This is a genomic window from Streptomyces viridifaciens (genome assembly GCF_001888885.2).
GTDB lineage: Bacteria > Actinomycetota > Actinomycetes > Streptomycetales > Streptomycetaceae > Kitasatospora > Kitasatospora aureofaciens.
The window spans coordinates 6,877,096-6,900,347 of record NZ_CP090841.1; the positions used below are offsets into that span (position 1 = coordinate 6,877,096).

Below are 23,252 nucleotides of genomic sequence, written 5' to 3' on the forward strand. Positions count from 1 at the left end.
AGTTCGACCTCACTCCACCCGCCCCGCCCGGCCGTCGAACGCCCGGCGGGGCGGTGTCGTTCCCGGCGGCGGGTGACCGTCCGTGAGCGCTACTCCTCGTACGCACCACGCGGGATCCCCGGGTGGAGTGGCACCTCCGGCCTGCCGCGGTCATGCTGGGAGGCGGACGGCCTCGCTCGACCTGCGTACCTCGCACCACCCGCGTACCCACGGAGAGAACATGAACGTCCACAAACCCTCCCGCTCGTCCGTCATCGGCACCGGCACGCTCGCCGCCACCCTCCTGCTCACCGTGTGCGGCACTGCCGGAGCACAGACACCGCCGACGGCGGTCGACAAGGCCACCACCGCCACCGCGGCGGCGGCTCCCCGGTCGGCCACTCCCCGCTGCACTGCCGACGACCTCGCCGCGACCGTACAGCTCCAGAACACCGGCTCCGCGAAGAACGCCGGCTCCGCGATGGTGATGCTGCAGAACAAGGGCAGCCGCACCTGCACCCTGCGGGGCTACCCGGGCTTCGCCGGACTGCTCGCCAACAACCGTTCGGACAGGCTGGCCGTCAAGCGTGTGCCGCACCCCGGGCCGCCGATGCGGGTCACCCTCAAGCCGGGCGCGACCGCCTTCGCCGGTCTGAAGTGGACCACCTGCCAGAAGTCCGACAAGAACTGCCACGTGATCGCCGGGCTGCGGCTCACCCCGCCGGACGGGAACAGGCAGCTGACGGCCAAGGTGGTCGGCCTGAACGGTCAGGCCGTCACCCAACTGACCGTCTCCGCGGCCGGACTGACCACCGGCACGCTGCAACCCACCAGCCAGGGCGTGGTGTTCGCGCCTGGATCGTGACGCACCTTGGCCATGACGCGCAGGAGCCCCGGACGGTGTGACCGTCCGGGGCTCCTGTCGTCGGCCCCGTACTACTCGCTCCTGATCGCGTCCAGGATGTCCAGCTTCGCCGCCCGGTGGGCGGGCCAGAGCGCGGCCAGCAGGCCGATCACGGCGGCCGCGAGCAGGAAGCAGACGATCTGCAGCGGCGGCACGACGGTGGTGATGCCCTTGAGGTCGTCGGCCAGGGTCCGGACGCCCGCCCAGGCGACCAGGATGCCGAGGCCGACCCCGACCAGCCCGCCGAACAGCGCGATCAGCAGCGACTCCAGACGGACCATCCGGCGGATGCCCAGCCGGTCCAGGCCGATCGCCCGCAGCATGCCGATCTCCCGGCGGCGCTCGAACACCGACATCGCCATGGTGTTGACCACACCGAGCACCGCGATCACCACGGACATGCCGAGCAGCCCGTACATCATGTTCAGGATGTTGGTGACGGCCTGGCGGCTCTCCGCCTTGATGTCCTTCTCGCCCTTGACGGCGATCAGGGGGTTGCCGCCGGTCGCGTCCCGCAGCGCCTGCTTGAGCTGCTCGGTCGCGCCGTTCGTCCCCTTGACCAGGACCTTCTCCAGGCCGGAGCCGGGCTGCGCGTGCGGGCCGACCACGGCCTCGGGTGCGAGCACCGGAGCCAGCGCGGTGTTGGCCTCCAGGACGCCGCCGACGGTGAGCGAGCCCTTGCTCCCGTCCGGGTAGGTCACGGCGAGGACGTCGCCGACCTTGTACCGGGCCTGCTCGGAGCGGCCCGAACTCACCAGCAGCTTGCCCTGCTCGAGCGCGTCCGCCGAGCCCTCCCTGATCCTGACGGTGGCCAGCTGGTCGATGGTCGCCGCGTCCACCGCGGTCAGGAACTCGTTCTCGCCGTCACCCGCACCCCGGCCCCGGTCCTGCCCCCGGTCGATGGTGACCGGGACGCTGCGCTCGGTGCTCATCGCGCTGACGCCGGGCGCCTTGGCGATCTGGGCGGCGACCTCGGGGGAGAGGTCCGAGAAGTTCTGCATGGCGACGGTGTAGTCGGCCTTGAGGTCGCTGGAGGTGGAGTCGTCGACGGCCTTGTTCACCGAGGCGCCGACCACGGTCAGCGAGGTGATCAGGGTGACGCCGATGGTCAGCGCCGAGGCGGTGGCGGCGGTGCGGCGCGGGTTGCGCACCGCGTTCTCCCGGGCGAGCTTGCCCGGGGTGCCGTACACGGCCCGCAGCAGCGGGGCGAACAGTGCGATCAGCGGCCGGGAGAGCAGCGGGGTCAGCACGAACACGCCGATCAGCAGCGCGCCCGCGCCGAGCCCGACCAGCTTGACCTCCTTGCCGCTCGCACCGGCGGCCAGCGCGGCCGCCCCGGCCAGCGAGAACAGCAGCCCCACCGTGTTGCGCAGCCGCAGGCTCTTCTGGGTGGCGGGCTGCTCGGAGGAGCTCATCGCCGCGACCGGCGCGATCCGGGAGGCCCGGCGGGCGGGCAGCCAGGCGGCGACCAGGGTGACCAGCACGCCGACCGCGATCGCGGCGAGGACGGTGGTCGGGGCGATCACCAGCGGGCCGTCCGGCAGGTTGGCGTCCATCGGGCCGTTGAGCAGCGCCTTGAGCCCGAGGGCGATCCCGATGCCGGCCAGCAGGCCGGCGACGGAGGCGGTCAGGCCGACCAGCGCGGCCTCGACCTTCACCGAGCGGGTGATCTGCCGCCGGGTGGCGCCGACGGCGCGCAGCAGGGCCAGCTCCCTGGTGCGCTGGGCGACCAGCATGGAGAAGGTGTTGGCGATGATGAAGACCCCGACGAACAGCGCGATGGCGGCGAAGCCCATCAGGAAGGTGCTCAGGATCCTGGTGCCCTGGGCGATCATCCGGTCCTGCTCATCGGCCAGTTCGCGGCCGGTCTTCGCCTCGAGGTTGTCGCCCTGGGGGAGGGCCTGCCTGACGGCGGCGAGCAGCGCGGTGTCGTCGGTGCCCGGCGCGGCCCTGACGTCCAGTTCGGCGAAGCGGCCGGGGCTGAGGTAGAGCTGCTGGGCGGTGGCGGTGTCGAAGGCGGCCAGCGAGCCGCCGGCCGTCACCCGCGGGTCGTTGGTGTGCAGGGTGCCGGTGAGCTTGAGCTGCATCACCGGGCCGTTGACCGCGACCCGCACGGTGTCGCCGACCTTGAACCCGCCCTTCTCGGCGGTCCTGGTGTCGAGGGCGATCTCGCCGGCGTCCTTGGGGCCGCGGCCGGCGACCAGCGGGTAGCGCGGGTCGGTGCCGTCGGCGCCCGGCACGTAGTTGGTGCCGGTGGTGGAGAAGCCGTTGCCGATCAGCGCGCCCTTGTGGTCGGCGATGCCGGCGAAGCCGCTGACCACGCCGCGCACGTCGGCGGCGCCGGGCAGGGTGACGAGCTTGCGGCGGGTGTCCTCGGTGAGGGTCGGGCCGGCGGCGGTCCGGCCGCCGTGGTCGTAGCCGCGGCCGACGGCCTCGCTGTCGCTGACCGTGACGGCGATGTCGGCGTAGCTCTTGGAGTTCTGGGTCCTGAGCGCCTGGCCCATGGTGTCGGTGAAGACGAGCGTGCCGGCCACGAAGGCGGTGCCGAGCATGACGGCGAGCATCGTCATCAGCAGTCGGCCCTTGTGGGCCAGTACGTTGCGCAGTGCGGTGCGGAACAAGAGTGGTGTCCTGGGGGTCGTGGGCGTCGGGCTTCGTTCGCCGGTGTTCGGCGGTTCGCCGGGGCTCGGCGGCTCAGGGGCTCAGCTGGTGCGGCCCTTGGCGTCGAAGCGGCGCATGCGGTCCAGGACGGTGTCGGCGGTCGGGGCGTGGAGTTCGTCGACGATGCGGCCGTCGGCGAGGAAGACGACGCGGTCGGCGTAGGAGGCGGCGACCGGGTCGTGGGTGACCATGACGACGGTCTGGCCGAGTTCGCGCACGGAGTTGCGCAGGAAGGAGAGGATCTCGGCGCCGGAGCGGGAGTCGAGGTTGCCGGTGGGTTCGTCGGCGAAGATGATGTCGGGCTTTCCGGCGAGGGCGCGGGCGCAGGCGACGCGCTGCTGCTGGCCGCCGGAGAGCTGGGAGGGGCGGTGGCCGAGGCGGCCGGACAGGCCGACGGTGTCGACGACGCGGTCGAGCCAGGCCTGGTCGGCCTTGCGGCCGGCGATGTCCATCGGCAGGGTGATGTTCTCCAGGGCGGTCAGGGTGGGGAGCAGGTTGAAGGCCTGGAAGATGAAGCCGATGTGGTCGCGGCGCAGCTGGGTGAGCTGCTTGTCCTTGAGGCCGACGAGTTCGGTGTCGCCGATGGTGGTGGAGCCGGAGGAGACGGTGTCCAGGCCGGCCATGCAGTGCATGAGGGTGGACTTGCCGGAGCCGGAGGGGCCCATGATGGCGGTGAACTCGCCCTGGGGGAAGGTCACGCTGACGTTGTCGAGGGCGACGACCCGGGTCTCCCCCTCCCCGTAGACCTTGTTCAGACCGGTGGCGCGGGCGGCCGCCAGACCGGTGCGGACGGCGGTTGCGGGGAAGCTCACGTGGACTCCTGGGAACGGACGGGAACGGATCGGATTTTCCTACCGACCCATCCTCCCAAGTGGTTCGGGCCCGATGCGTATGCCGAGGGGACGGTGGGCCCCCGCCGACCCGGTGGCGCGGCGGGGGCGCTCTCCTCCTCAGGTATGACAGATCCCCCGAGGTCCGCGTCGCCGCCGGTCACTCCACCGCGACGCCGAAAGCCGTCGCCAGCCCGGCCAGACCGTTCGTCACCGCCCGTGCCGAGGGCACCAACTGCCAGCCGCCGTCCGCCCGCCGGAAGCTGCCGAGCAGCATCGCCGAGTCCGGGATACCGCCGTTGGCGCCCGGCCACTTGGCCGGCCCGGCCGCGCCCGGACCGTACTCGGCGGCGACGGCCAGCCCGTACACGTAGCCGAGCGGCAGCGCCGGTGGCTCCTCCTCCTCGGTGGAGACCGCGAGCACCACCTCGTCGACGGCGGCCGGCAGCCGGTGCAGGTCCAGGCTCAGCCGCGCCGCCCGGGCCGGCTCGCCCGGCACTGAACGTGTCGGGTGCAACCGCACGGCGCCGTCCGGGTCCTGCGGGTTGTTGAAGAACACGAAGTGCTCGTCGCTCAGCACCCGGCCGCCGGCGCACAGGAACGCGGTGACGTCCAGCTCCACCGGGTCGCCGCCGGCCGTACGGCTCTGCCAGCTGACCGTGAGGCTGCTCTGCGGTACGGCCGGCTCGGCCTCCTTCGGCAGCGGCCCCGGCTCGGCTCCCCCGCCCGGTCCGCCGCCGAGCCGGCCGCGCAGGCCCTGCTCCGCCAGCAGCTCGACCAGCTCCGGCCCGCTCACCAGGGTCAGCGGCTTGCCCTCGATGTAGCTGTACGAGCCGCGGCCGAAGCCCGCCGTGGTGACCAGGATGCCCTTGATCGCGCCGTGGTGGCGCACGGTGGACTCCAGGTCCCGCACGGCCGTCGGCGGCACCGTCTTCTTGTAGCGCTTGGCCTGGATCACGATCTTGCCGCCGGTCACCGGGTCCAGGTCCTCGGCCACCACGTCCACCCCCACGTCGCCGCTGCGCGCCGTGGTCATGACGCGGAAACCGCGCAGCCGGAACAGCTCGGCGATCAGGTCCTCGAAGTCCAGCGGATCCATCTCGAAGAGGTCCGGCTCGTCCTCGCCGAAGTGCCCGGCCAGGTTCCCGCCCACCGACTCCGGCAGCCGGTCCGGCTTCACCTCGTCCAGCCGCTCGGGCCGCGCCGACAGCTTGCCGCCCAGGCCCTGGAAGCACTCCACCGGCGCCACCCGGTCCAGCGCCAGCCCGGAGAACTCGGCCCGGGTCGCGGTCAGCGTGGACAGGAAGCGCTCCGCCTCCCGGCCGGTCGCCGGGTCGATGCCCAGCACGAAGCCGTTCAGCACCACCGAGTCCAGCATCCCGTCCCGGTCCGCCCGGAACAGCTCCGCCGCCACCCGCAGCGCCGACTGCGCCAGCACCTCCCGGTACAGCGCCTTGCGCTCCGTCGCCGGACGGGCCACCTCGGCCTCGCGGTCGTCCGACTTCACGTACCGCACCCGCACGGCCGCCGGCACCACGTCCGGACCGGGCAGCTCCCAGTTCACCACCAGCTGACGGCTCGACACCTCCCAGGCCGCCACCAGCCGGTGCGGGAAGCCCTCCGGCCAGGCCGCCGAGGCGTACAGACCCGCCGTGAAGTACTCCTGTACCGCCTCCGGGTCACCCGCCCGCAGCCGCCGCAGCAACTCCTCGGTGCCGGCCCCGCGCTCCGCCTCCTGGCGCCGGAAACCCTCCGCCCACACCAGGTACTCCTGGTGGTACGCGGCAAGCCGGCGCTGCCGGTCCGCCTCCTGCGCCTGCGCGGCGTACCAGTCCTGCTCGAACCGGGCCCGGGCCCGGGCCAGGTACTGCTCGTACTGCCGGCGCACCCCGGCGTTGCGGGCCTGCGCGGCATCCGGCGGCGGAACGTGGTACTCGGCGGAGGTCTGGTCCGGCATCGGCACCGGCTCGCCCAGCGGCCCCGGATCGAACGGCGGCACCGGGCGCGGCGCCAGCAGCGACTGCGGACCGAACGCCGGCGCGGCCAGCCCGGCCGCCAGCAACCCGCGCAACTCCGCCACCCGGCCGTCCAGTTCGGCGGTCCGCCGGGCCGCCTCCGCCTCCCGCGACTGCTGGTACGCGCGCTGCGCCTCCCGCTCGTCCCGGGCGGCCGCCCGCTGCGCCTCGCGCTGCGCGCGCTCGTGCCGGCGCAACTCCGCCGTCTCGGCACGCCACCGGGCCTCCTCCCGGCGCTGCTGCTGCCGCTGCGCCTCCGCCCAGACCGTCAGCACCCCGCTGTTCCGCCGCCCCGCCACGAGCCACCCCTTCGCCCTCACACCGACCCGGCCGCCCCGCGCCGCCTCCCGGCGACACCTCGACCGCGCCCGCCACAATAGAACGTGGACGCCCCGACGGGCCAAGCGCCCGCGACCTGCGGAAGAGAACGGGCGCGCAGGCACCGCCGGGCACCTGGCGTTCGGTCAGCGGGCCCCCGGGCTCAGCCCCGGACTTCGGCGTACCAGCGCCAGTCGGTGCGCGGCGGCCGGCCGGGGAGGGCGGTGCGGCCGGTCGCCCACAGCAGGGTGGGCCAGGGGGCGTCGACGGGCGGGACGTCGGGGAACAACCGGGCCAGGGTCCGGGCGCAGACCTCGGCGGGCGGGTCCCAGGCGAGGCCGAGGCCCTGGCTGACGTCGTGGAGGTGGACCAGGGTCTCGACCAGGCTCATGGCCACGAAGCCGGTCGCATCGGCCAGGCCCCACGGGTGGTACGCACGCGCGTCCGGCGGCGCGACCCGGGCGACGGCGACCATCAACCCGCCGCTCGCGTCCAGCACTTCGAGCAGCCCCGCCACCCCGTCGGCCGGGTCGGCCCGGACGAAGTTGTTCGGGGCGCCGGGGGAGCGGCGGGTCGCCACGAAGGGCACGTACCGGTCACGTGGCGGCCGCGCCGGGCCCAGCTGGGCCGCGTAGGCGAGGAGGTCGTCGGCGAGGTGCTCGACGGTCTCCCAGCAGCTCCAGCCGAGCGTGCCGGCGGGCCGCGACCAGTCCGCGCCGGCCGGGGCCCCGGCCAGGGTGTCGACGGCGAGGCGCAGGGTGCGGGTGAGGTCGTCCGGGGTCGGTGAGTCGGTCATGGCCCGGACGCTAGCAAGCGCTCGGCGCCACCGGCTTCCGGGCCCCGCATCCTCCGGGATGCGGTCGTTGTCAGTGGCAGCGGGTAGCCTCGACCGGGTCGTACACCCACAGGGAGGGCTGCCCGTGACGATCCCCGCACCCCAGCACCCGGAGCGGCCGGCCGGCTGGATCTCCACCGGCCTGAGCTGGCACGACGGCCGGGCACTGCTCGGCGCGGTGCGCGGCGGCCGGGTGCACGAGCGCGCCGTCGCGCCGGGTACGGAGGTCGGCTGGCTGCTCGGCGGCCCGCGCCGCTGCACCGGGGCCTGGCTGGCCGGGGCGACGGCGCGCACGCCCTGCCCGCACCACGCGGAGATCGCCCCGGACGGCGGCGCCACCCAGTGCCCGGCCTGCCAGAGCGTGGACCGCGGTCTGGCCCTCGCCCGGGACCAGATCCTGGACGACGGCCGCACCTACCTGCTCTACCTCGCCTGGTTCGGCGAGGGCCTGCTGAAGGTCGGCCTGACCGCCGAGCAGCGCGGCGACAGCCGACTGCTCGAACAGGGTGCGCTGGCCTACGCGTTCACCGCGCGCGGCGGCCTGCCCGCGGTGCGCCGCGCCGAACTGACCGTCGCCGCCTCGGGGATGGCCCGCGAGCGCTACAAGTCCCGGCTGAAGACGGACCACTGGTGGTCCCACGGCGACGCCCCGCACCGCCGTACGGTGCTCACCGAGGCCCGTGCCCGGGCGCACGGGCTGCTGAAGGGCCACGCCGTGGAACTGCTCGCCGACCGCCCGGTGGTGGACCACGTGGAGCGCTTCGGCCTGGCCGACGGCGCCCCCGAGGTCTACCGCGAGATCACCGGCCTGGCCCCCGGCGCGGTGATCGCGGGCACGCTGCGCCCGCCGGTGGGCCGGCACCTCTTCCTCGACCAGCCGGACGGCTCCGGGCCGCTGCTGCTGGACACCCGCCGGCTCACCGGCTGGGCGCTCACGCCCGTCACCGGCCGCGCCCCCGAGGGCCTCGCCCTCCAGGAGCGCGTCCGCCCGCCGGAGCCGGACACCCAGGAGGCGCTGTTCTGACGCCGGAGCCGACGCCCGTCAGCTGCTGATCAGGGCCAGCAGCTAGGTCACCAGGCCCAGCGCGGGCGCGGCCGCCTCGCCGAGCTCCCGGGTCAGCCCGGCCAGCAGGTGGAGGGTGTTGCGCTCAGCCCAGTCTGCCGCGCACCCCGCCCGGGCCGGAGCGCGCGCGGCGGGACAGCGGGGGCCGGGACGGCCGTACGTCACCGCGCCCGGCGGCGGCCGGCTCGGCGGCCTCGGCGGCGCGCCGGGCCAGGGCGGCCCGGGCGGCGGCCAGGGCGACGCGGGCGAGCACCGGGTCCTCCCTCAGGCCCGCCGTGCGCTTGGACGTCTGGCAGCGCGAGCACCAGACCGGCGAGGCCGGCCCGTCCGGATACACCATGCCCTCGGGCGGCAGGTAGTGCCCACCGCACTCGACGCACTCGAAGACCAGTCTCATCCGACGATCACCGTCCCGGATCCGTGGCACCGACCGCAGGGCGACCAGTAGTCGTGAACCCTGGGCACTATGCTCCCTTCCTCGTCCAGCTCGACTGTTGCCTCGGTCTTCTGGGTCCCCCCGGACCCGCCGCAGCCGGAGCAGGACTGAACCTCGGGCATATGCCGTCCTTCCGTAGCGGAGCACCACCGTAGCGCGATTCTCCGTCGGGAAGCACCGCTCGCGGCCATCCACCACCCGTTCGGGGAGCGCGAACTGCCGTCGCACGCCCCGTGGAACAGTGTCGGCCCCTCGCCTGAGCACCAGAGCGAGGGGCCGACCGATCAGGGGGAGTCTCAGCCGCGGGCGGCCCGCAGGAACTCCCGGTTCATCGCCGCGATGCTGGGCAGCGGGATGCCCTTGGGGCAGGCGGTGGCGCACTCGCCGGTGTTGGTGCAGCCGCCGAAGCCCTCGGCGTCCATCGCCGAGACCATGTTCCGCACCCGGGCGGCACGTTCGGGCGCGCCCTGCGGCAGCACGTTGAGGTGCACCACCTTGGCGGAGGTGAACAGCATCGCCGAGCCGTTCGGACAGGCGGCCACGCAGGCGCCGCAGCCGATGCACTCGGCGTGCTCGAAGGCGGTGTCCGCGGCCTCCTTGGGGACGGGCGTGGCGTGCGCCTCGGGGGCGCTGCCGGTCGGGGCGGTGATGTAGCCGCCGGAGCCGATGATCCGGTCGAAGGCCGATCGGTCCACCACCAGGTCCTTGACCACCGGGAAGGCGGCAGCCCGCCACGGTTCGACGTCGATGGTGTCGCCGTCGCGGAAGTGCCGCATGTGCAGCTGGCAGGTGGTGGTGCGTTCGGGCCCGTGCGCCTGGCCGTTGATGACCATGCCGCAGGCGCCGCAGATGCCCTCCCGGCAGTCGTGGTCGAACGCGACGGGCTGGTCGCCGCGGGTGATCAGCTCCTCGTTGAGGGTGTCCAGCATCTCCAGGAAGGACATGTCCGGGCTGATGCCGCTGACCTGGTAGGTGGTCATCGAGCCGGGCGCGTCCGGGCCCGCCTGGCGCCAGATGCGCAGGGTGAGGTTCATGCGTAACTCCGCTGGGTGGGGTGGACGTGCTCGAACTCGAGGTCCTCGCGGTGGAGGACGGGGGGCTCGCCGGTGGCGGTGAACTCCCAGGCGGCGGCGTAGGAGAACTCCTCGTCCCGCCGGGCGGCCTCGCCGTCGGGGGTCTGGCTCTCGGTGCGGAAGTGGCCGCCGCAGGACTCGGCGCGGTGCAGCGCGTCCAGGCACATGAGTTCGGCCAGTTCGAAGTAGTCGACCAGCCGGTTGGCCTTCTCCAGCGACTGGTTGAGCTCCTGTCCGGTGCCGGGCACCTTGATCCGGCGCCAGAACTCCTCGCGCAGCTGCGGGATCCGCTCCAGCGCCCGCTTGAGCCCGGCCTCGTCGCGGGCCATCCCGCACTCGTCCCACAGCAGTTCGCCGAGTTCGCGGTGGAAGGAGTCCGGGGTGCGGTCGCCGTCGACGGAGAGGATCAGGTTGAGCCGGTCCTCGACCTCGGCCTCGACCTCGGTGAGCACCGGGTGGTCGGCGGGCACCGCGTCGACCGGGTTGCGGGCCAGGTAGTCGTTGATGGTGGGCGGCAGCACGAAGTATCCGTCGGCGAGGCCCTGCATCAGGGCGCTGGCGCCCAGCCGGTTGGCGCCGTGGTCGGAGAAGTTGGCCTCGCCGATCGCGAACAGGCCGGGGACGCTGGTCTGCAGGTCGTAGTCGACCCAGAGGCCGCCCATCGTGTAGTGGATCGCCGGGTAGATCCGCATCGGCACCTGGTACGGGTCCTCGGCGGTGATCCGTTCGTACATCTCGAAGAGGTTGCCGTACTTGGCCTCGACCGCGTCCCGGCCCATCCGGCGGATCGCGTCGGCGAAGTCCAGGTACACGCCCTGGCCGCCGGGGCCGACGCCGCGGCCCTCGTCGCAGACGTTCTTGGCGGCCCGGGAGGCGATGTCGCGGGGCACCAGGTTGCCGAAGGACGGGTAGATCCGCTCCAGATAGTAGTCGCGCTCCTCCTCGGGGATCTGCGCGGGCGGGCGGGTGTCGCCCTGGGCCTTGGGCACCCAGATCCGGCCGTCGTTGCGCAGCGACTCGCTCATCAGGGTGAGCTTGGACTGGTGCTCGCCGGAGCGCGGGATGCAGGTGGGGTGGATCTGGGTGAAGCACGGGTTGGCGAAGTAGGCGCCGCGCCGGTGGGCCCGCCAGATCGCGGTGGCGTTGGAGTTCTTGGCGTTGGTGGAGAGGTAGAAGACGTTGCCGTAGCCGCCGGTGGCGAGGACGACGGCGTCCGCCGTGTAGCTGGTGATCCTCCCGGTGACCAGGTCGCGGGCGACGATGCCGCGGGCCCGGCCGTCGACCACCAGCAGGTCGAGCATCTCGGTGCGCGGGTGGATCTCCACGTTCCCGGCGGCGATCTGCCGGGAGAGCGCCTGGTAGGCGCCGAGCAGCAGCTGCTGGCCGGTCTGGCCGCGGGCGTAGAAGGTGCGGGAGACCTGAACGCCGCCGAACGAGCGGGTGTCCAGCAGACCGCCGTACTCGCGGGCGAAGGGCACGCCCTGGGCGACGCACTGGTCGATGATCTCCACCGACACCTGGGCGAGCCGGTGCACGTTGGACTCGCGGGCGCGGAAGTCGCCGCCCTTGACGGTGTCGTAGAACAGCCGGCGGATCGAGTCACCGTCGTTGCGGTAGTTCTTGGCCGCGTTGATGCCGCCCTGGGCGGCGATCGAGTGGGCGCGCCGCGGGGAGTCCTGGAAGCAGAACTGGACGACGTGGTAGCCCTGTTCGGCGAGGGTGGCGCCGGCCGCGCCGCCGGCCAGGCCGGTGCCGACCACGATCACGGTGTGCTTGCGCCGGTTGGCCGGGTTGACCAGCTTGGCGTCGAACCGGCGCTGGTCCCACCGCTGTTCGATCGGCCCGGCGGGGGCCTTGGTGTCGGCGATCGGCTCGCCGAGGGTGTAGTCCTGGTAGCTCACTTCACCACTCCGGTCATCACGGCGACGGGGACGGACAGGAAGCCGGCCGTCAGCAGCAGCGCCAGCCCGTTGGCGGTCAGCTTCAGCGCCCGGTCGCGGCGGGCGTTGTTGGCGCCGAGGGTCTGCGCGGCGCTCCAGAAGCCGTGCCGGATGTGGAAGCCCAGGGCCAGCATCGCGACGATGTAGATCACGTCGCTGTACCAGCGGCCGAAGGTGCCCACGATGTTCTGGTAGACGTGGCCGTGCTCGGCGACCGGGTTCACGGTGAGCGTGGTGAGGTCGAGGATGTGCCAGACGACGAACAGGCCCAGGATCACCCCGCCCCAGCGCATGGTCCGGGTCGCGTAGCTGGCGCGGCGGCGCTGGTGCACGTACTTGCTCGGGCGGGCGGCGAGGTCCCGGCGGCTGAGCTGGTACGCGGACACCCCGTGCAGGACGACGGAGGCCAGCAGGGCGAGGCGGGCGATCCACAGGAACCACTCGTGGCCCAGGAACGGCTGGCCGATGGTGCGCAGCCAGGCGGCGTAGCCGTTGATGTCGTCGGGGCCGAAGAACACCTTGAGGTTCCCCAGCATGTGCGCGACCAGGTACAGCAGCATGACCAGTCCGGTGACGGCCATGACCGCCTTCTTGCCGACGGTCGACCGCCACAGGGTCGCCAGGGTGGACGGATGCCGGGCCGTCCGAGTCGCGGTTGTCATGGCAGCAACGGTAGGGAGGGCGGCAAGGGTGCGTCCAAGACATGCTGCGGCTGGTGACGATAGCTGGAGCCTATCGACGCGGCGTAGCCTGGTCGTGTGCAGCTCCAGCAACTCCGCTACTTCCTGGCCGTCGCCGAGACCCGGCACTTCACCCGGGCGGCCGAGACCGAGCACGTCGCCCAGCCCTCGCTCTCCCAGCAGATCCGGTCGCTGGAAAGGGAGTTGGGGGCCGAACTGTTCCACCGCACCCGGGGCAACATCGCCCTGACCGACGCCGGGGACGCCCTGCTGCCGCTGGCCCGGCGCATCCTCGCGGACACCGAGAGCGCCCGTCTGGCCGTCCAGGAGACGGTGCAGCTGCGCCGCGGCCGGGTCCGGCTGGGCGCGCCGCCGAGTCTGTGCACCAGCCTGGTGCCGGACGTGCTGCGGGTGTTCCGGGACCACTACCCGGGTGTCGCGCTTGGCGTGCGCGAGGGCGGCTCGCGGGACCTGGTGCGCTGGCTGGCGGCGGGCGAGCTGGACCTCGCGCTGGTCATCACCCCGCCCAGCGGGGAGGCCGCGCCCGCCCTCGCCGTCACCGAACTGCTGCACGAGGAACTGGTGCTGGTCTCGGCCGCCGGGCCCGCCCGGCGCCCGGTGCGGGTGGCGGAGCTGAGGGGGCGGCCGCTGGTGATGTTCCGGGAGGGCTACGACGTGCGCGAGGCGGCGCTGGCGGCCTGCCGGGCGGCCGGCTTCGAGCCCGAGTTCGCCGTCGAGGGCGGCGAGATGGACGCGGTGCTGGGCTTCGTGCGGGCCGGGCTCGGGCCGGCGGTGGTGCCGGGCATGGTGGCGGCCCGCTCGGGCCTGTCCGTCACCCCGTTCGCCGGGCCCGGTCTGGGCCGCACCATCGCGGTCGCGCACGGCCACGAGGTGCCGCTCACCCGCGCCGCCGAGGCGCTGCACGACACCCTGCTGGCGCATCTGCGCGACGCCGCCCGTGAGGGTGAACTCCCACCCGGAACCCGGCTGTTGCTGTAGCGGCGGAGGGCCGCCCGAAGGCGGCCCCCAGCGCTGACCGGCGGGTGTCAGGCCGGCAGTACGGCCTCGATCGCGGCGATCGCCTCGGCCGACTCCGGCTCGACGCGCGGACGCAGGCGCGCGGCGACGGTGCCGTCCGGGGAGATCAGGAACTTCTCGAAGTTCCAGCTGACGTCCCCGGCCTGGCCCTCGGCGTCGGCGACCTCGGTCAGCTGCTGGTACAGCGGGTGCCGGTCGTCACCGTTGACGTCGATCTTCTCGAACAGCGGGAAGGTCACCCCGTAGGTGGTCGAGCAGAAGCTCTGGATCTCCTCGGCGCTGCCCGGCTCCTGCCCGGCGAACTGGTTGCAGGGGAAGCCCAGCACGGTGAACCCCCGCCCGGCGTAGCGCTTCTGGAGGTTCTCCAGGCCGGTGTACTGCGGGGTCAGGCCGCACTTGGAGGCGACGTTGACGATCAGCAGCGCCTTGCCCTTGTGCTCGGCCAGCGAGGTGGCCTCGCCCGCCAGGGTGCGCAGCGGAATGTCGTACAGGCTCACGGTGGTGGGTCCTTTCGGCAGGTTGGGCAGCGGGTCTCGCCCGGGCACACGGTAGCGGCCCCGGACGGCTCAACCGTGCCGGGCCCGCCGGTGTTCCGTCCGGTGCCGCCGGTGTGCCGCGGGCGCGGGGGCGTACGGAGCGGCTCGCACGCCCCCACTCCTCGGCCGGCTCAGACGGCCAGCGGCTTGACGGCGGTCGGCGCGTGCTCGGGGAGGGTGGCCAGCTCCTCCCACTCGTTGACCTTGTCGATGTCGGCGGCGGCCATCGAGATGTTGGTGACCCGCTCCAGGATCGCCTCGACCACGACCGGGACGCGGAACTCGGCGGCCAGCTTCTTGGCCTCCTCGAAGGCCGGCAGCAGGCCCTCGGGCTCGGTGACCCGGATCGCCTTGCAGCCCAGGCCCTCGGCGACCTTGACGTGGTCCACGCCGTAGACGCCCAGCTCCGGCGCGTTGATGTTCTCGAACTCCAGCTTGACCTGGAAGTCGATGTCGAAGTTGCGCTGCGCCTGGCGGATCAGGCCCAGATAGGAGTTGTTGACCAGCACGTGGACGTACGGGATCCGGTGCTGGGCGCCGACCGCCAGCTCCTCGATCATGAACTGGAAGTCGTAGTCGCCGGAGAGGGCGACGATCTGGCCCTCCGGGTCGGCGGTGGCGACGCCCAGCGCGGCCGGGATGGTCCAGCCCAGCGGGCCGGCCTGGCCGCAGTTGATCCAGTGCCGCGGCTTGTAGACGTGCAGCATCTGCGCGCCCGCGATCTGCGACAGGCCGATGGTGGTGACGTACCGGGTCTCCGGGCCGAAGGCCCTGTTCATCTCCTCGTACACGCGCTGCGGCTTGAGCGGCACGTTGTCGAAGTGGGTGCGGCGCTGGAGCTGCGCCTTGCGCGCCTGGGTGGAGGCGGCCCACTCGCTGCGGTCCTTGAGGGTGCCCGCCGCCGTGAGCTCCCGGGCGACCTGGACGAACAGCTCCAGGGCGGCCTTGGCGTCGGAGGCGATGCCCAGCTCGGGGGCGAAGATCTTGCCGATCTGGGTCGGCTCGACGTCCACGTGGACGAACTTGCGGCCCGCCGTGTAGACGTCCAGCCCGCCGGTGTGGCGGTTGGCCCAGCGGTTGCCGATGCCGAGGACGAAGTCGGAGGCGAGGAAGTTCTCGTTGCCGTAGCGGTGCGAGGTCTGCAGGCCGACCATGCCGGCGTTCAGCTCGTGGTCGTCCGGGACGATGCCCCAGCCCATCAGGGTCGGGATCACCGGGACGCCGGTCAGCTCGGCGAACTCCAGCAGGAGTTCGGAGGCGTCGGCGTTGATGACGCCGCCGCCCGCCACGATCAGCGGGCGCTCCGACTCCTGGAGCAGCGCGACGGCCTTCTCGATCTGGATCCGGTTGGCGGTCGGCTTGTAGACCGGCAGTGGCTGGTAGGCCTCCGGGTCGAAGTCGATCTCGGTCAGCTGGACGTCGATCGGCAGGTCGATCAGGACCGGGCCGGGACGGCCCGAGCGCATCAGGTGGAAGGCCTGCTGGAACACGCCGGGGACCTGCGCGGCCTCCAGGACGGTGGTGGCGGCCTTGGTGACCGGCTTGGCGATCGAGGCGATGTCGACGGCCTGGAAGTCCTCCTTGTGGAGGCGGGCGACCGGGGCCTGGCCGGTGATGCACAGGATCGGGATGGAGTCGGCGATCGCCGAGTACAGGCCGGTGATCATGTCCGTGCCGGCCGGGCCCGAGGTGCCGATGCACACGCCGATGTTGCCGGCCTTGGCGCGGGTGTAGCCCTCGGCCATGTGGGAAGCCCCCTCGACGTGCCGGGCCAGGGTGTGCCTGATTCCGCCGGAGGCCTTGAGGGCGGCGTAGAAGGGGTTGATCGCGGCGCCCGGCACGCCGAAGGCGACGTCGACACCTTCGAGCTTGAGGATCTCCACGGCCGCGCGGGCGGCTGTCATACGGGGCATCGGTTCTCTCCTGCGTCGGCCCGCAGTGGGTCGGAGGGCTCATCTCCTGATTTCCACCATACGGAAGAACGGTTTCTGTATGTGGAAAGCACGGTAGGGTCGGGTCCAGTGAGGAGTCAAGGGGCACTTCAACAGAATGTGGAAGGCCGGATAGTGCGCTGCGTGGCCGGACCCGCACACCGGAACCGCGTTCGCGCCGGTGCACCCGGGGGAGCGGAGCCGCCGGGCCGGAAAGCGCATTCGCCGCGCAGTGCCCGTGGAGCGACGGTGCCCGAGGTCGGCCCGGCGGGCGGGGCGGGGACACCGTCGGAGGGCCCGTCCAGGAAGACCCGACCGCAGCGCACCTGGATCGCACCTGCCCGGTGCCGTCCGGCCGCCGCATGAGTACGTGTACTCAACGGCGTGCGCCGCGATCCTCGGCGCGGACCCTAACCTGGTCGCGGCCCGGAGTGGTCCGGGCCGCGACCAGTGCCGTCGGGTGACAAGGAGCGCAGAACCGTGATCGCAGCTTTTTCGGTGACCCCGCTGGGGATCGGCGAGGACGTGGGGGAGGCGGTGGCGGCGGCCGTCCGGGTGGTCCGGGCCAGCGGGCTGCCGAACCGCACGGACGCGATGTTCACCAGCATCGAGGGGGAATGGGACGAGGTGATGCCGGTGATCAGGGCGGCGATCGAGGCGGTGAAGGCGCACAGCAACCGGGTGAGCACGGTCATCAAGATCGACGACCGGGCCGGGGTCACCGACGGCCTCACCGCCAAGGTCGCCTCGGTCGAGCGGCACCTCGCGAACGACTGAGGGCCTCAGCCGGTGGTGGACTGTGCGGCGGTCGCCTCGACCGGGTCGGGCGCCGCCTGTGGCTGACGGGTCCTCAGCAGCCGGTCCAGCGAGTAGGGTCCGGAGCCGAGGACCGCGATGGCCAGGAAGGCCCAGCAGAACATCACCGAGGGTTCGCCCCCGTTCTGCAGCGGCAGCAGCGCGTGCTCCTGGTGGACGGTGAAGTAGGCGTAGGCCATCGAGCCGGAGCACAGCAGGGCGGCGTACCTGGTGCCGACCCCGAGGAGCACCAGGGCGCCGCCGACCAGTTGGATCAGGGCGGCCCACCAGCCCGGCCACTGGCCGAGCGGGAGGCTGCCGCCGCCCTTGGTGCCGCCGAGGACGCCGAAGACCGAGGCGACGCCGTGGCAGGCGAAGAGCAGGCCGACGACGACCCGAAAGGCCGTCAGCACGATGGGACGGGCGGCCTCGACGGCCTGTGCGGGGGTTGCGTGGATGCGTGCGGGCATACCGGGGAACCTCCTGTGGGGGAGGAGGGGTGGGGAGGTAAGGGCAGCCTTGGTCTAGTCCACTTGGCAATGCTCCGTCAGATAGCGGTCGGGACCGGTCGCCATCCTTTCTTGACCGGTCGGTCTCGAAATGCTAGCGTTCACACCATGGCGCGAACGAAGGAATTCGATCCCGACGCGGCGCTCCAGGCAGCCCTCGAACTGTTCTGGCGCCGCGGCTACGAGGCCACCTCGATGGCCGACCTGGTCGAGGGTCTCGGCATTGCCCGGGCCAGCATCTATGCCACCTTCGGCAGCAAGCACGAGCTCTACCTGCGCGCCCTGGAGCGCTACAACGAGCAGCGCGACCCGGGCCTGCTGGCCGAGCTGTCCCAGCCCGGCCCGGTGCTCCCGGCCGTCCGCGCCCTGGTGCGCCGGTACGCGGGCATGGGGGACGACGACCGCAAGCGCGGCTGCTTCATCACCAACACCGCCGTCGAACTCGCCCCGCACGACGAGGCGGCGGCCCGCCGGGTGGAGGTCAGCTACGACCACCTGGAGACGGCGCTGACCGCAGCCCTGCTGCGTGCCGAGGCCCAGGGCGAACTGCCCGCCGTGCGGGAGCCGCGGGCACTGGCCCGGATGCTGGTGGTGCTGCTGCAGGGAATCCGGGTGGTGGGCAAGACCGCCGAGGGCGGGCCCCGGGTGCGGGATGCCGCCGAGCAGGCGCTGACACTGCTGGACTGAGCTCCGGCCGGCCCGGCCGGAGCCGTCTGCTGTCCTTATTCTGGACCGAACGGTCTTAAAAGTTTGACATTGGGGGGAGTTCCATGAGCATCGCCGTGCCTCCGGCCCGGGCGAGTTTCGCACTGCTCGGTGTCGTCCAGGCCGTGCTGATCTTCGCCATCATGATCCTCACCGTGCCACTTCCCCTGGTCGCCCGGGAGCTCGGGCTCGGCTCGTCCGAGGTGCTGCTGCTCAGCGCCGCGTACGGGCTCTCCTTCGCCGCGCTGCTGCTGCTCGGCGGGCGACTGACGGACCGTCACGGCGGCCGCCCGATGCTGCGGTGGGGCCTGGCGCTGCTCGCCGCTGCCTCGGTGGCCTGCGCCCTCGCGCCCGGCTACCCCGTCCTGCTGGCCGGCCGCTTCGTCCAGGGCGCCGGTGCGGCGCTCGCCGCCCCGGCCGCGGTCGCGGTGGTCCGCCGACTGTACCCCCGACCCGCCGACTACCGAAGGGCGATGGCCACCTGGGGCGGCCTCTCGGTGATCGGCGCGACGACCGGCAGCGTGGTGTCGGGCGCGGTCGCCGCCGCGATGTCGTGGCGCTGGCTGTTCGCGGTGCCCGTCCTGGTCGCCCTGGCCGGCCTCGGCCGCTCCGGCTCGCTGCCCGCCGCTGCCCCCGCCCCGTCCGGCCGCCGTCCGGCGCTCGACCTGCGCGGCGCGGCCCTCGCCACCGCCGGTCTCTGCGCGGCGAGTTACGCCTTGGTGGCGTCCACCGACCACGGCTGGCGGACCGCCGAGGTGCTCGCGCCGCTGGGCGCCGGACTGCTCCTGCTGCTCGCCTTCGCCGCCGCCGAACGCCGCACCGCCGACCCGCTGCTGCCGCCCGGCTTCCTCGCGGACCGGACCAGGGTCACCGCGCTGGTCGCCGTGATGGCGACCTCCGCCGGCACCGCTCTGGCCTTCGTCCTGCTCTCGCTCTACCTCCAGCAACTGCGCGGCTGGAGCGCGGCCGAGACCTCCGCCGCCTTCCTGCCGTACGCGGCCGCCCTGCTGCTCTCCGGCCGCCTGGCCGGCCCGCTGACCGCCCGGTTCGGGCCGGTGCCGGTCACGGCCGCCGGCCTCGCGCTGGAAGGCGTCGGACTCGCCCTGCTGGCCGGGCTCGACCCCGCCGGCTCCTACCCCACCGGGCTGCTGCCCGGACTGCTCCTGCTGCCCGCCGGAGCCGCCGCCTCCTTCGCCGGAGCGGCCGTCCTGGCCACCGGCGGCGTGGCACCCGAACGGACCGGCCTGGCTGCGGGCGTCCTCAACACCGCCATGGAGCTCGGCCCCACCGCCGGACTGGCCGCCCTGATGGCGCTCGCCGCCACCCGGCCGACCACCGTCGGCGGCTACGCCACGGCCTTCGCGGCCGCCGCCGCGGGCCTGGCACTGACCGCGGTCGCGGTCGGCGCCCTGCCCCGGACCAACCCGACCACCACCCCTGAACACACCACTCGAATCAAGGAGTTCAGCTCATGAGCACGCGTTTCGCCGACAAGTCCGTCCTGGTCACCGGCGGCGGCAGCGGCATCGGGCGGGGCATCGCGCTCGCCTTCGCCCGGGAGGGAGCCCGGGTCGCGGTCGCCGGGCGCGGCGCCGGCCCGTTGGCCGAGACCGTCGCGCTGATCGAGGCGGCCGGTGGCAAGGCCGTCGCGCTGACCGGCGACGTGACGAACAGTGCCGACGCGGCCCGGCTGGTCCGGGAGACCGTCGAGCGGTTCGGCGGACTGGACGTCGCCGTCAACAACGCCGGGGTGTTCGGCGCGGCGGGCCCGGTCGCCGAGATCGACGAGGACGAGTTCCGGCGGGTCGTCGAGATCAACGTGACCGGTACCCTGCTGGCGATGAAGCACCAGATCGGCCACATGCGGGCGCACGGCGGCGGCGCGATCGTCAACGTCTCGTCCAACCTGGGCGTCCACCGGCGACTGGAGGGCGTCGGCGCCTACGCCGTCAGCAAGGCCGCGGTCACCGCGCTCACCCGCGCCGCCGCCCGCGACCACATCGGTGAGGGCGTGCGGATCAACACCGTCAGTCCGGGACCGGTGGACACCCCGATGTCGTCCCGGCCCGGCGAGAGCGACGCGGACAAGAGCGACCGGATGAAGTCCGAGGTGCCGGTCGGCCGTTCCGGCGCGATCGCGGAGATCGCCGCAGCCGTGCTGTACCTGGCCTCGCCGGAGGCGGGCTACACCGTCGGCGCGGACCTGGTGCTGGACGGCGGCGTCACCGCCTGAGTGATCCGCTGTGGCCTCAACCTCCCGGTGTGCCAGGATGGTTGAGGCCACTTTGCGGTACTACAGCGCGTCCAGGGCGTCCTCGGTACGGGCCCGGGCAACCATCAAGGACTCCTCGACCAGCAGCACCAGCACGTCCGGCCCCGCGAACCACCGGAAGTCGCGGCCGAGGGCCGGCAGCTCCACCAGGCCGTCCGGGACTTCGTCGCCGGCCTCGTAGAAGACACCGAACTCGTCGTCCTCCAGCAGCTTCTCGCTCATCGCCATCACCGCCGCCGCCGTCGAGAAGCGCTCTTCCCAGGGCTCCCAGCGCTCCTGCGACTTGTCCGCGAGGTCCGGCCGGGCCACCGTCGGCGGGTCCTCCTGCGCCAGGTCGTCCAGCAGCACGCCCCAGTGGTCGCAGCCCTGGTTCTCCGTGCGGTACACCAGCGCGCCGTCCAGCAGGTGGAGTTCGTCCGGCGTCAGCAGCACGTCCTGGGAGCTGGTGAGGTCGGCCCGGCGCCCGAACAGCCGGTACGTCTCCCGCAGCGCCACCGGCAGTCGCAGCCCGAGCCGCTGCTCGGCCGCGTCCAGATCGGCGTCGGTGAAGCCGTCCTCGGGTGTCAGCGGCTCGCCCCAGTACGCGGCGAAGCCCCGGACGAGGGCCCAGGCGTCCCCCCGGCCGCCGCGCAGGGTTCCGGCCATCGCGGCGCCTATGTCGAAATCCGTGTCGTTCACCCGTGCACGGTACGAGGTCCCGCTGACATCGCCCGGGGCCCCGAACCCTGGCCGGCGCACGACCGGCCGAATCTGACGCGAACGCGTAATCCCGAGGACACCGGTCGATCACTACGGGGTTCCCGCGCCGTCGTTCGGGCAGGACACGGTTTCGGCCGGAACCGACACACGAAAGGCGGACGCGCGCCAGATGCCGACCGCACCGCACACCGCACGCAGGAGCCGCTGGGGCGAGCACGGGCTCGCCTGGGCCTTCCTGCTGCCCTCCCTGGTGGTCTTCGCCCTGTTCATCGGCTACCCGCTGGGGCGGACGATCTACCTGAGCGGGCACGCCAACGACCTCTTCGGCGCGCCCTCCCGCTACGTCGGGGCGAAGCACTACACCGACCTGCTCTCCTCGGCCGACTTCGGCCGGACGCTGGTCACCACAGGGCTGTTCACCCTGCTCACCGTGGTGCCGGGGGTGCTCGGCGCACTGGTGCTGGTGCTGCTGCTGGAGAACCGGATCCGGGGCGTACGGCTGCTGCGCTCCGCCTTCGCGCTGCCCTTCGCCTTCTCGGTGGCCAGCGCCTCGGTGGTCTTCGCGGTGTTCTTCAACCCCGCCAGCGGGGTGCTCAACGGCCTGCTCTCGCACGTCGGCCTCGGCCCGGTCGGGTGGCTCACCGACTCCCGCTACGCCCTGGTGTCGGTGGCCCTGACCACGGTGTGGATGAACCTCGGCTACAACGTGCTGGTGCTCTCGGCGGGCATCGCCTCGATCCCCGGCGAGATCGTCGAGGCGGCCCGCATCGACGGCGCCTCCGGTCTGCGGCTGTCCCGCTCGATCACCGTCCCGATGCTCGGTCCGAACCTGTTCTTCCTGACGGTGGTCTCCACCGTCCACGCACTGCAGAGTTTCGGCCAGATCCACATCCTCACCAAGGGCGGGCCGGACGGCTCCACCCGGACCCTCGTCTACTCGGTCTACGAGAAGGCCTTCGCCTACAACTCCAGCGACTTCGGCACGGCCAGCGCCCAGGCCGTGGTGCTGCTGGTGGTCGTCCTCGCCTGCACGGCCGTCCAGTTCGGCGTCCTGGAGCGGAAGGTGCACTACGCATGAGCACTCTTGCCACCGAATCCGAGGCCGAAGCGCAGAAGGCCGACGCACCCCGCCCCCGCCCCCGGCTGCTCGCCGGGCGCTCCCCGCGCGACCTGCTGGGCCGCGCCGCCGTCCACCTGCTGCTGGCCGTCGCCCTGGTCACCGTGGCCTTCCCGGTGTACTACGCGATCGCCGGCGCCTTCATGGGCCCGTCCGAACTCTCCTCCTACCCACCGGCGTTGGTGCCGCACTCGGTCACCGGCCGGAACTTCTCCGGCGCCGTGGACACCATCCCGCTGTTCCGGCAGTACGCCAACTCGGCGATCACGGCCACCGCGATCACCGTCGCCCAGCTGTTCACCTCGATCCTGGCCGCGTACGCCTTCGTCTTCCTGCCGCTGAAGGCGAGGGCCGTGGTCTTCGGGGTGTTCCTGGCCACCCTGATGGTCCCCTGGGAGGCCATCATCATCCCCAACTACCTGACGCTGTCGGACTGGGGATTCGGCAACACCTACTTCGGCCTGGTCCTGCCGTTCCTGGCCTCCGGCTTCGGCACCTTCATGCTGCGCCAGGCCTTCCGGCAGCTGCCCGGCGAACTGCGCGACGCGGCGCGGATCGACGGGGCGGGCCACTGGCGGTTCCTGTGGCGGATCGTCGTCCCGCTGAACAAGCCGGCCCTGGCCGCGCTGTCGATCTACGTCTTCCTGTCGGCCTGGAACCAGTACTTCTGGCCGCTGATCATCACCCGTACGGCCGACATGCAGACCCTGCAGATCGGCCTCACCTCGCTGCGCGACTCGGAGATGGCCGACCCCGGGCTGATCCTGGCCGGCGTCGTGCTCTCCCTGCTGCCCACCCTCGCCCTGGTGGTCTTCGGCCAGCGGTTCATCGTCCGCGGCCTCACCGCGGGCGCCGTCCGCTGAGCCGCTCCGCCGTCCCGTTCACGCCCGTCTCCCGTCCTCGGAAGAAAGAGAAC

At 72.7% G+C, this 23,252-nt stretch carries 21 protein-coding genes; 9 read left to right on the forward strand and 12 right to left on the reverse strand.

The window, feature by feature from the left end; translation table 11 throughout:
- The first annotated feature begins 220 nt into the window (after positions 1–220).
- Positions 221–844 (forward strand): DUF4232 domain-containing protein, encoded by a 624-nt coding sequence (locus BOQ63_RS37975; RefSeq protein ID WP_051746539.1) that lies wholly within the window; start codon positions 221–223, stop codon positions 842–844.
- Positions 845–915: 71 nt separating this feature from the next.
- Here BOQ63_RS37975 and BOQ63_RS37980 read toward each other — a convergent pair whose 3' ends face one another.
- From BOQ63_RS37980 to BOQ63_RS37995, 4 genes are all read right to left on the reverse strand, one after another.
- Positions 916–3,504, reverse strand: a complete 2,589-nt coding sequence (locus BOQ63_RS37980; protein WP_072655804.1) for an ABC transporter permease — start codon at positions 3,502–3,504, stop codon at positions 916–918.
- Positions 3,505–3,585: 81 nt separating this feature from the next.
- Positions 3,586–4,356: an ABC transporter ATP-binding protein gene (locus tag BOQ63_RS37985; protein ID WP_050366984.1), complete on the reverse strand. Its 771-nt coding sequence runs from the start codon at positions 4,354–4,356 to the stop codon at positions 3,586–3,588.
- Positions 4,357–4,534: 178 nt separating this feature from the next.
- Entirely contained in the window at positions 4,535–6,688 is a 2,154-nt protein-coding gene (locus BOQ63_RS37990; protein WP_037829876.1) for a restriction endonuclease, read from the reverse strand.
- Between the two features lie 182 nt (positions 6,689–6,870).
- Positions 6,871–7,503, reverse strand: coding sequence for a maleylpyruvate isomerase N-terminal domain-containing protein (locus BOQ63_RS37995; RefSeq protein ID WP_030285063.1), 633 nt, complete (start codon positions 7,501–7,503; stop codon positions 6,871–6,873).
- A 124-nt stretch (positions 7,504–7,627) separates the two neighbouring features.
- Between BOQ63_RS37995 and BOQ63_RS38000 the strand changes: the two genes are divergently transcribed.
- Positions 7,628–8,566, forward strand: coding sequence for a DUF2797 domain-containing protein (locus tag BOQ63_RS38000; protein ID WP_191093626.1), 939 nt, complete (start codon positions 7,628–7,630; stop codon positions 8,564–8,566).
- 124 nt (positions 8,567–8,690) lie between these two features.
- On the opposite strand, the gene BOQ63_RS38005 is transcribed toward BOQ63_RS38000, so the two are convergent.
- The 4 genes from BOQ63_RS38005 to BOQ63_RS38020 all read right to left on the reverse strand — a co-directional run bounded on the left by BOQ63_RS38005 (position 8,691) and on the right by BOQ63_RS38020 (position 12,716).
- Complete coding sequence (locus tag BOQ63_RS38005) at positions 8,691–9,002, reverse strand: hypothetical protein (RefSeq protein ID WP_030285068.1); 312 nt, start codon at positions 9,000–9,002, stop codon at positions 8,691–8,693.
- A 335-nt stretch (positions 9,003–9,337) separates the two neighbouring features.
- On the reverse strand, positions 9,338–10,075 hold the full coding sequence (locus BOQ63_RS38010; RefSeq protein WP_030285070.1) for a succinate dehydrogenase/fumarate reductase iron-sulfur subunit: 738 nt from the start codon (positions 10,073–10,075) through the stop codon (positions 9,338–9,340).
- Positions 10,072–12,015 (reverse strand): fumarate reductase/succinate dehydrogenase flavoprotein subunit, encoded by a 1,944-nt coding sequence (locus BOQ63_RS38015; protein WP_030285072.1) that lies wholly within the window; start codon positions 12,013–12,015, stop codon positions 10,072–10,074. The genes BOQ63_RS38010 and BOQ63_RS38015 overlap by 4 nt, the downstream gene beginning before the upstream one ends.
- Positions 12,012–12,716: a succinate dehydrogenase cytochrome b subunit gene (locus BOQ63_RS38020; RefSeq protein ID WP_030285074.1), complete on the reverse strand. Its 705-nt coding sequence runs from the start codon at positions 12,714–12,716 to the stop codon at positions 12,012–12,014. The genes BOQ63_RS38015 and BOQ63_RS38020 overlap by 4 nt, the downstream gene beginning before the upstream one ends.
- A 96-nt stretch (positions 12,717–12,812) precedes the next feature.
- On the opposite strand from BOQ63_RS38020, the gene BOQ63_RS38025 reads away from it, so the two are divergent.
- Positions 12,813–13,733, forward strand: a complete 921-nt coding sequence (locus BOQ63_RS38025) for a LysR family transcriptional regulator (protein ID WP_030285076.1) — start codon at positions 12,813–12,815, stop codon at positions 13,731–13,733.
- Positions 13,734–13,780: 47 nt separating this feature from the next.
- Here the strand turns inward: BOQ63_RS38025 and BOQ63_RS38030 are convergent, their stop codons facing one another.
- Together BOQ63_RS38030 and gcl are read right to left on the reverse strand one after the other, a co-directional pair.
- Positions 13,781–14,269, reverse strand: a complete 489-nt coding sequence (locus BOQ63_RS38030; protein ID WP_030285078.1) for a glutathione peroxidase — start codon at positions 14,267–14,269, stop codon at positions 13,781–13,783.
- Between the two features lie 170 nt (positions 14,270–14,439).
- Positions 14,440–16,221 (reverse strand): glyoxylate carboligase, encoded by a 1,782-nt coding sequence (gene gcl, locus BOQ63_RS38035; protein WP_072655807.1) that lies wholly within the window; start codon positions 16,219–16,221, stop codon positions 14,440–14,442.
- A gap of 498 nt (positions 16,222–16,719) precedes the next feature.
- Between gcl and BOQ63_RS38040 the strand changes: the two genes are divergently transcribed.
- A complete protein-coding gene (locus BOQ63_RS38040; protein WP_072655808.1) occupies positions 16,720–17,016 on the forward strand; it encodes an MTH1187 family thiamine-binding protein in 297 nt (98 codons plus the stop codon).
- Positions 17,017–17,021: 5 nt separating this feature from the next.
- Here the strand turns inward: BOQ63_RS38040 and BOQ63_RS38045 are convergent, their stop codons facing one another.
- Complete coding sequence (locus tag BOQ63_RS38045; protein ID WP_046385763.1) at positions 17,022–17,504, reverse strand: DoxX family protein; 483 nt, start codon at positions 17,502–17,504, stop codon at positions 17,022–17,024.
- A 147-nt stretch (positions 17,505–17,651) separates the two neighbouring features.
- Between BOQ63_RS38045 and BOQ63_RS38050 the strand changes: the two genes are divergently transcribed.
- The 3 genes from BOQ63_RS38050 to BOQ63_RS38060 all read left to right on the forward strand — a co-directional run bounded on the left by BOQ63_RS38050 (position 17,652) and on the right by BOQ63_RS38060 (position 20,481).
- Positions 17,652–18,230, forward strand: a complete 579-nt coding sequence (locus BOQ63_RS38050; RefSeq protein ID WP_072655809.1) for a TetR/AcrR family transcriptional regulator — start codon at positions 17,652–17,654, stop codon at positions 18,228–18,230.
- 83 nt (positions 18,231–18,313) lie between these two features.
- Positions 18,314–19,723 carry an MFS transporter gene (locus BOQ63_RS38055; RefSeq protein ID WP_150476281.1) on the forward strand — a complete coding sequence of 470 codons (1,410 nt, stop codon included), beginning with the start codon at positions 18,314–18,316 and terminating at the stop codon, positions 19,721–19,723.
- Complete coding sequence (locus BOQ63_RS38060; RefSeq protein WP_030285091.1) at positions 19,720–20,481, forward strand: SDR family NAD(P)-dependent oxidoreductase; 762 nt, start codon at positions 19,720–19,722, stop codon at positions 20,479–20,481. Before BOQ63_RS38055 ends, BOQ63_RS38060 begins: the two co-directional genes overlap by 4 nt.
- Positions 20,482–20,541: 60 nt before the next feature.
- Here the strand turns inward: BOQ63_RS38060 and BOQ63_RS38065 are convergent, their stop codons facing one another.
- Positions 20,542–21,198, reverse strand: coding sequence for an SMI1/KNR4 family protein (locus BOQ63_RS38065; protein WP_223886161.1), 657 nt, complete (start codon positions 21,196–21,198; stop codon positions 20,542–20,544).
- 190 nt (positions 21,199–21,388) lie between these two features.
- On the opposite strand from BOQ63_RS38065, the gene BOQ63_RS38070 reads away from it, so the two are divergent.
- Together BOQ63_RS38070 and BOQ63_RS38075 are read left to right on the forward strand one after the other, a co-directional pair.
- Positions 21,389–22,297: a carbohydrate ABC transporter permease gene (locus tag BOQ63_RS38070; RefSeq protein WP_030285095.1), complete on the forward strand. Its 909-nt coding sequence runs from the start codon at positions 21,389–21,391 to the stop codon at positions 22,295–22,297.
- Complete coding sequence (locus BOQ63_RS38075) at positions 22,294–23,199, forward strand: carbohydrate ABC transporter permease (RefSeq protein WP_078867370.1); 906 nt, start codon at positions 22,294–22,296, stop codon at positions 23,197–23,199. Before BOQ63_RS38070 ends, BOQ63_RS38075 begins: the two co-directional genes overlap by 4 nt.
- Positions 23,200–23,252 lie beyond the last annotated feature (53 nt).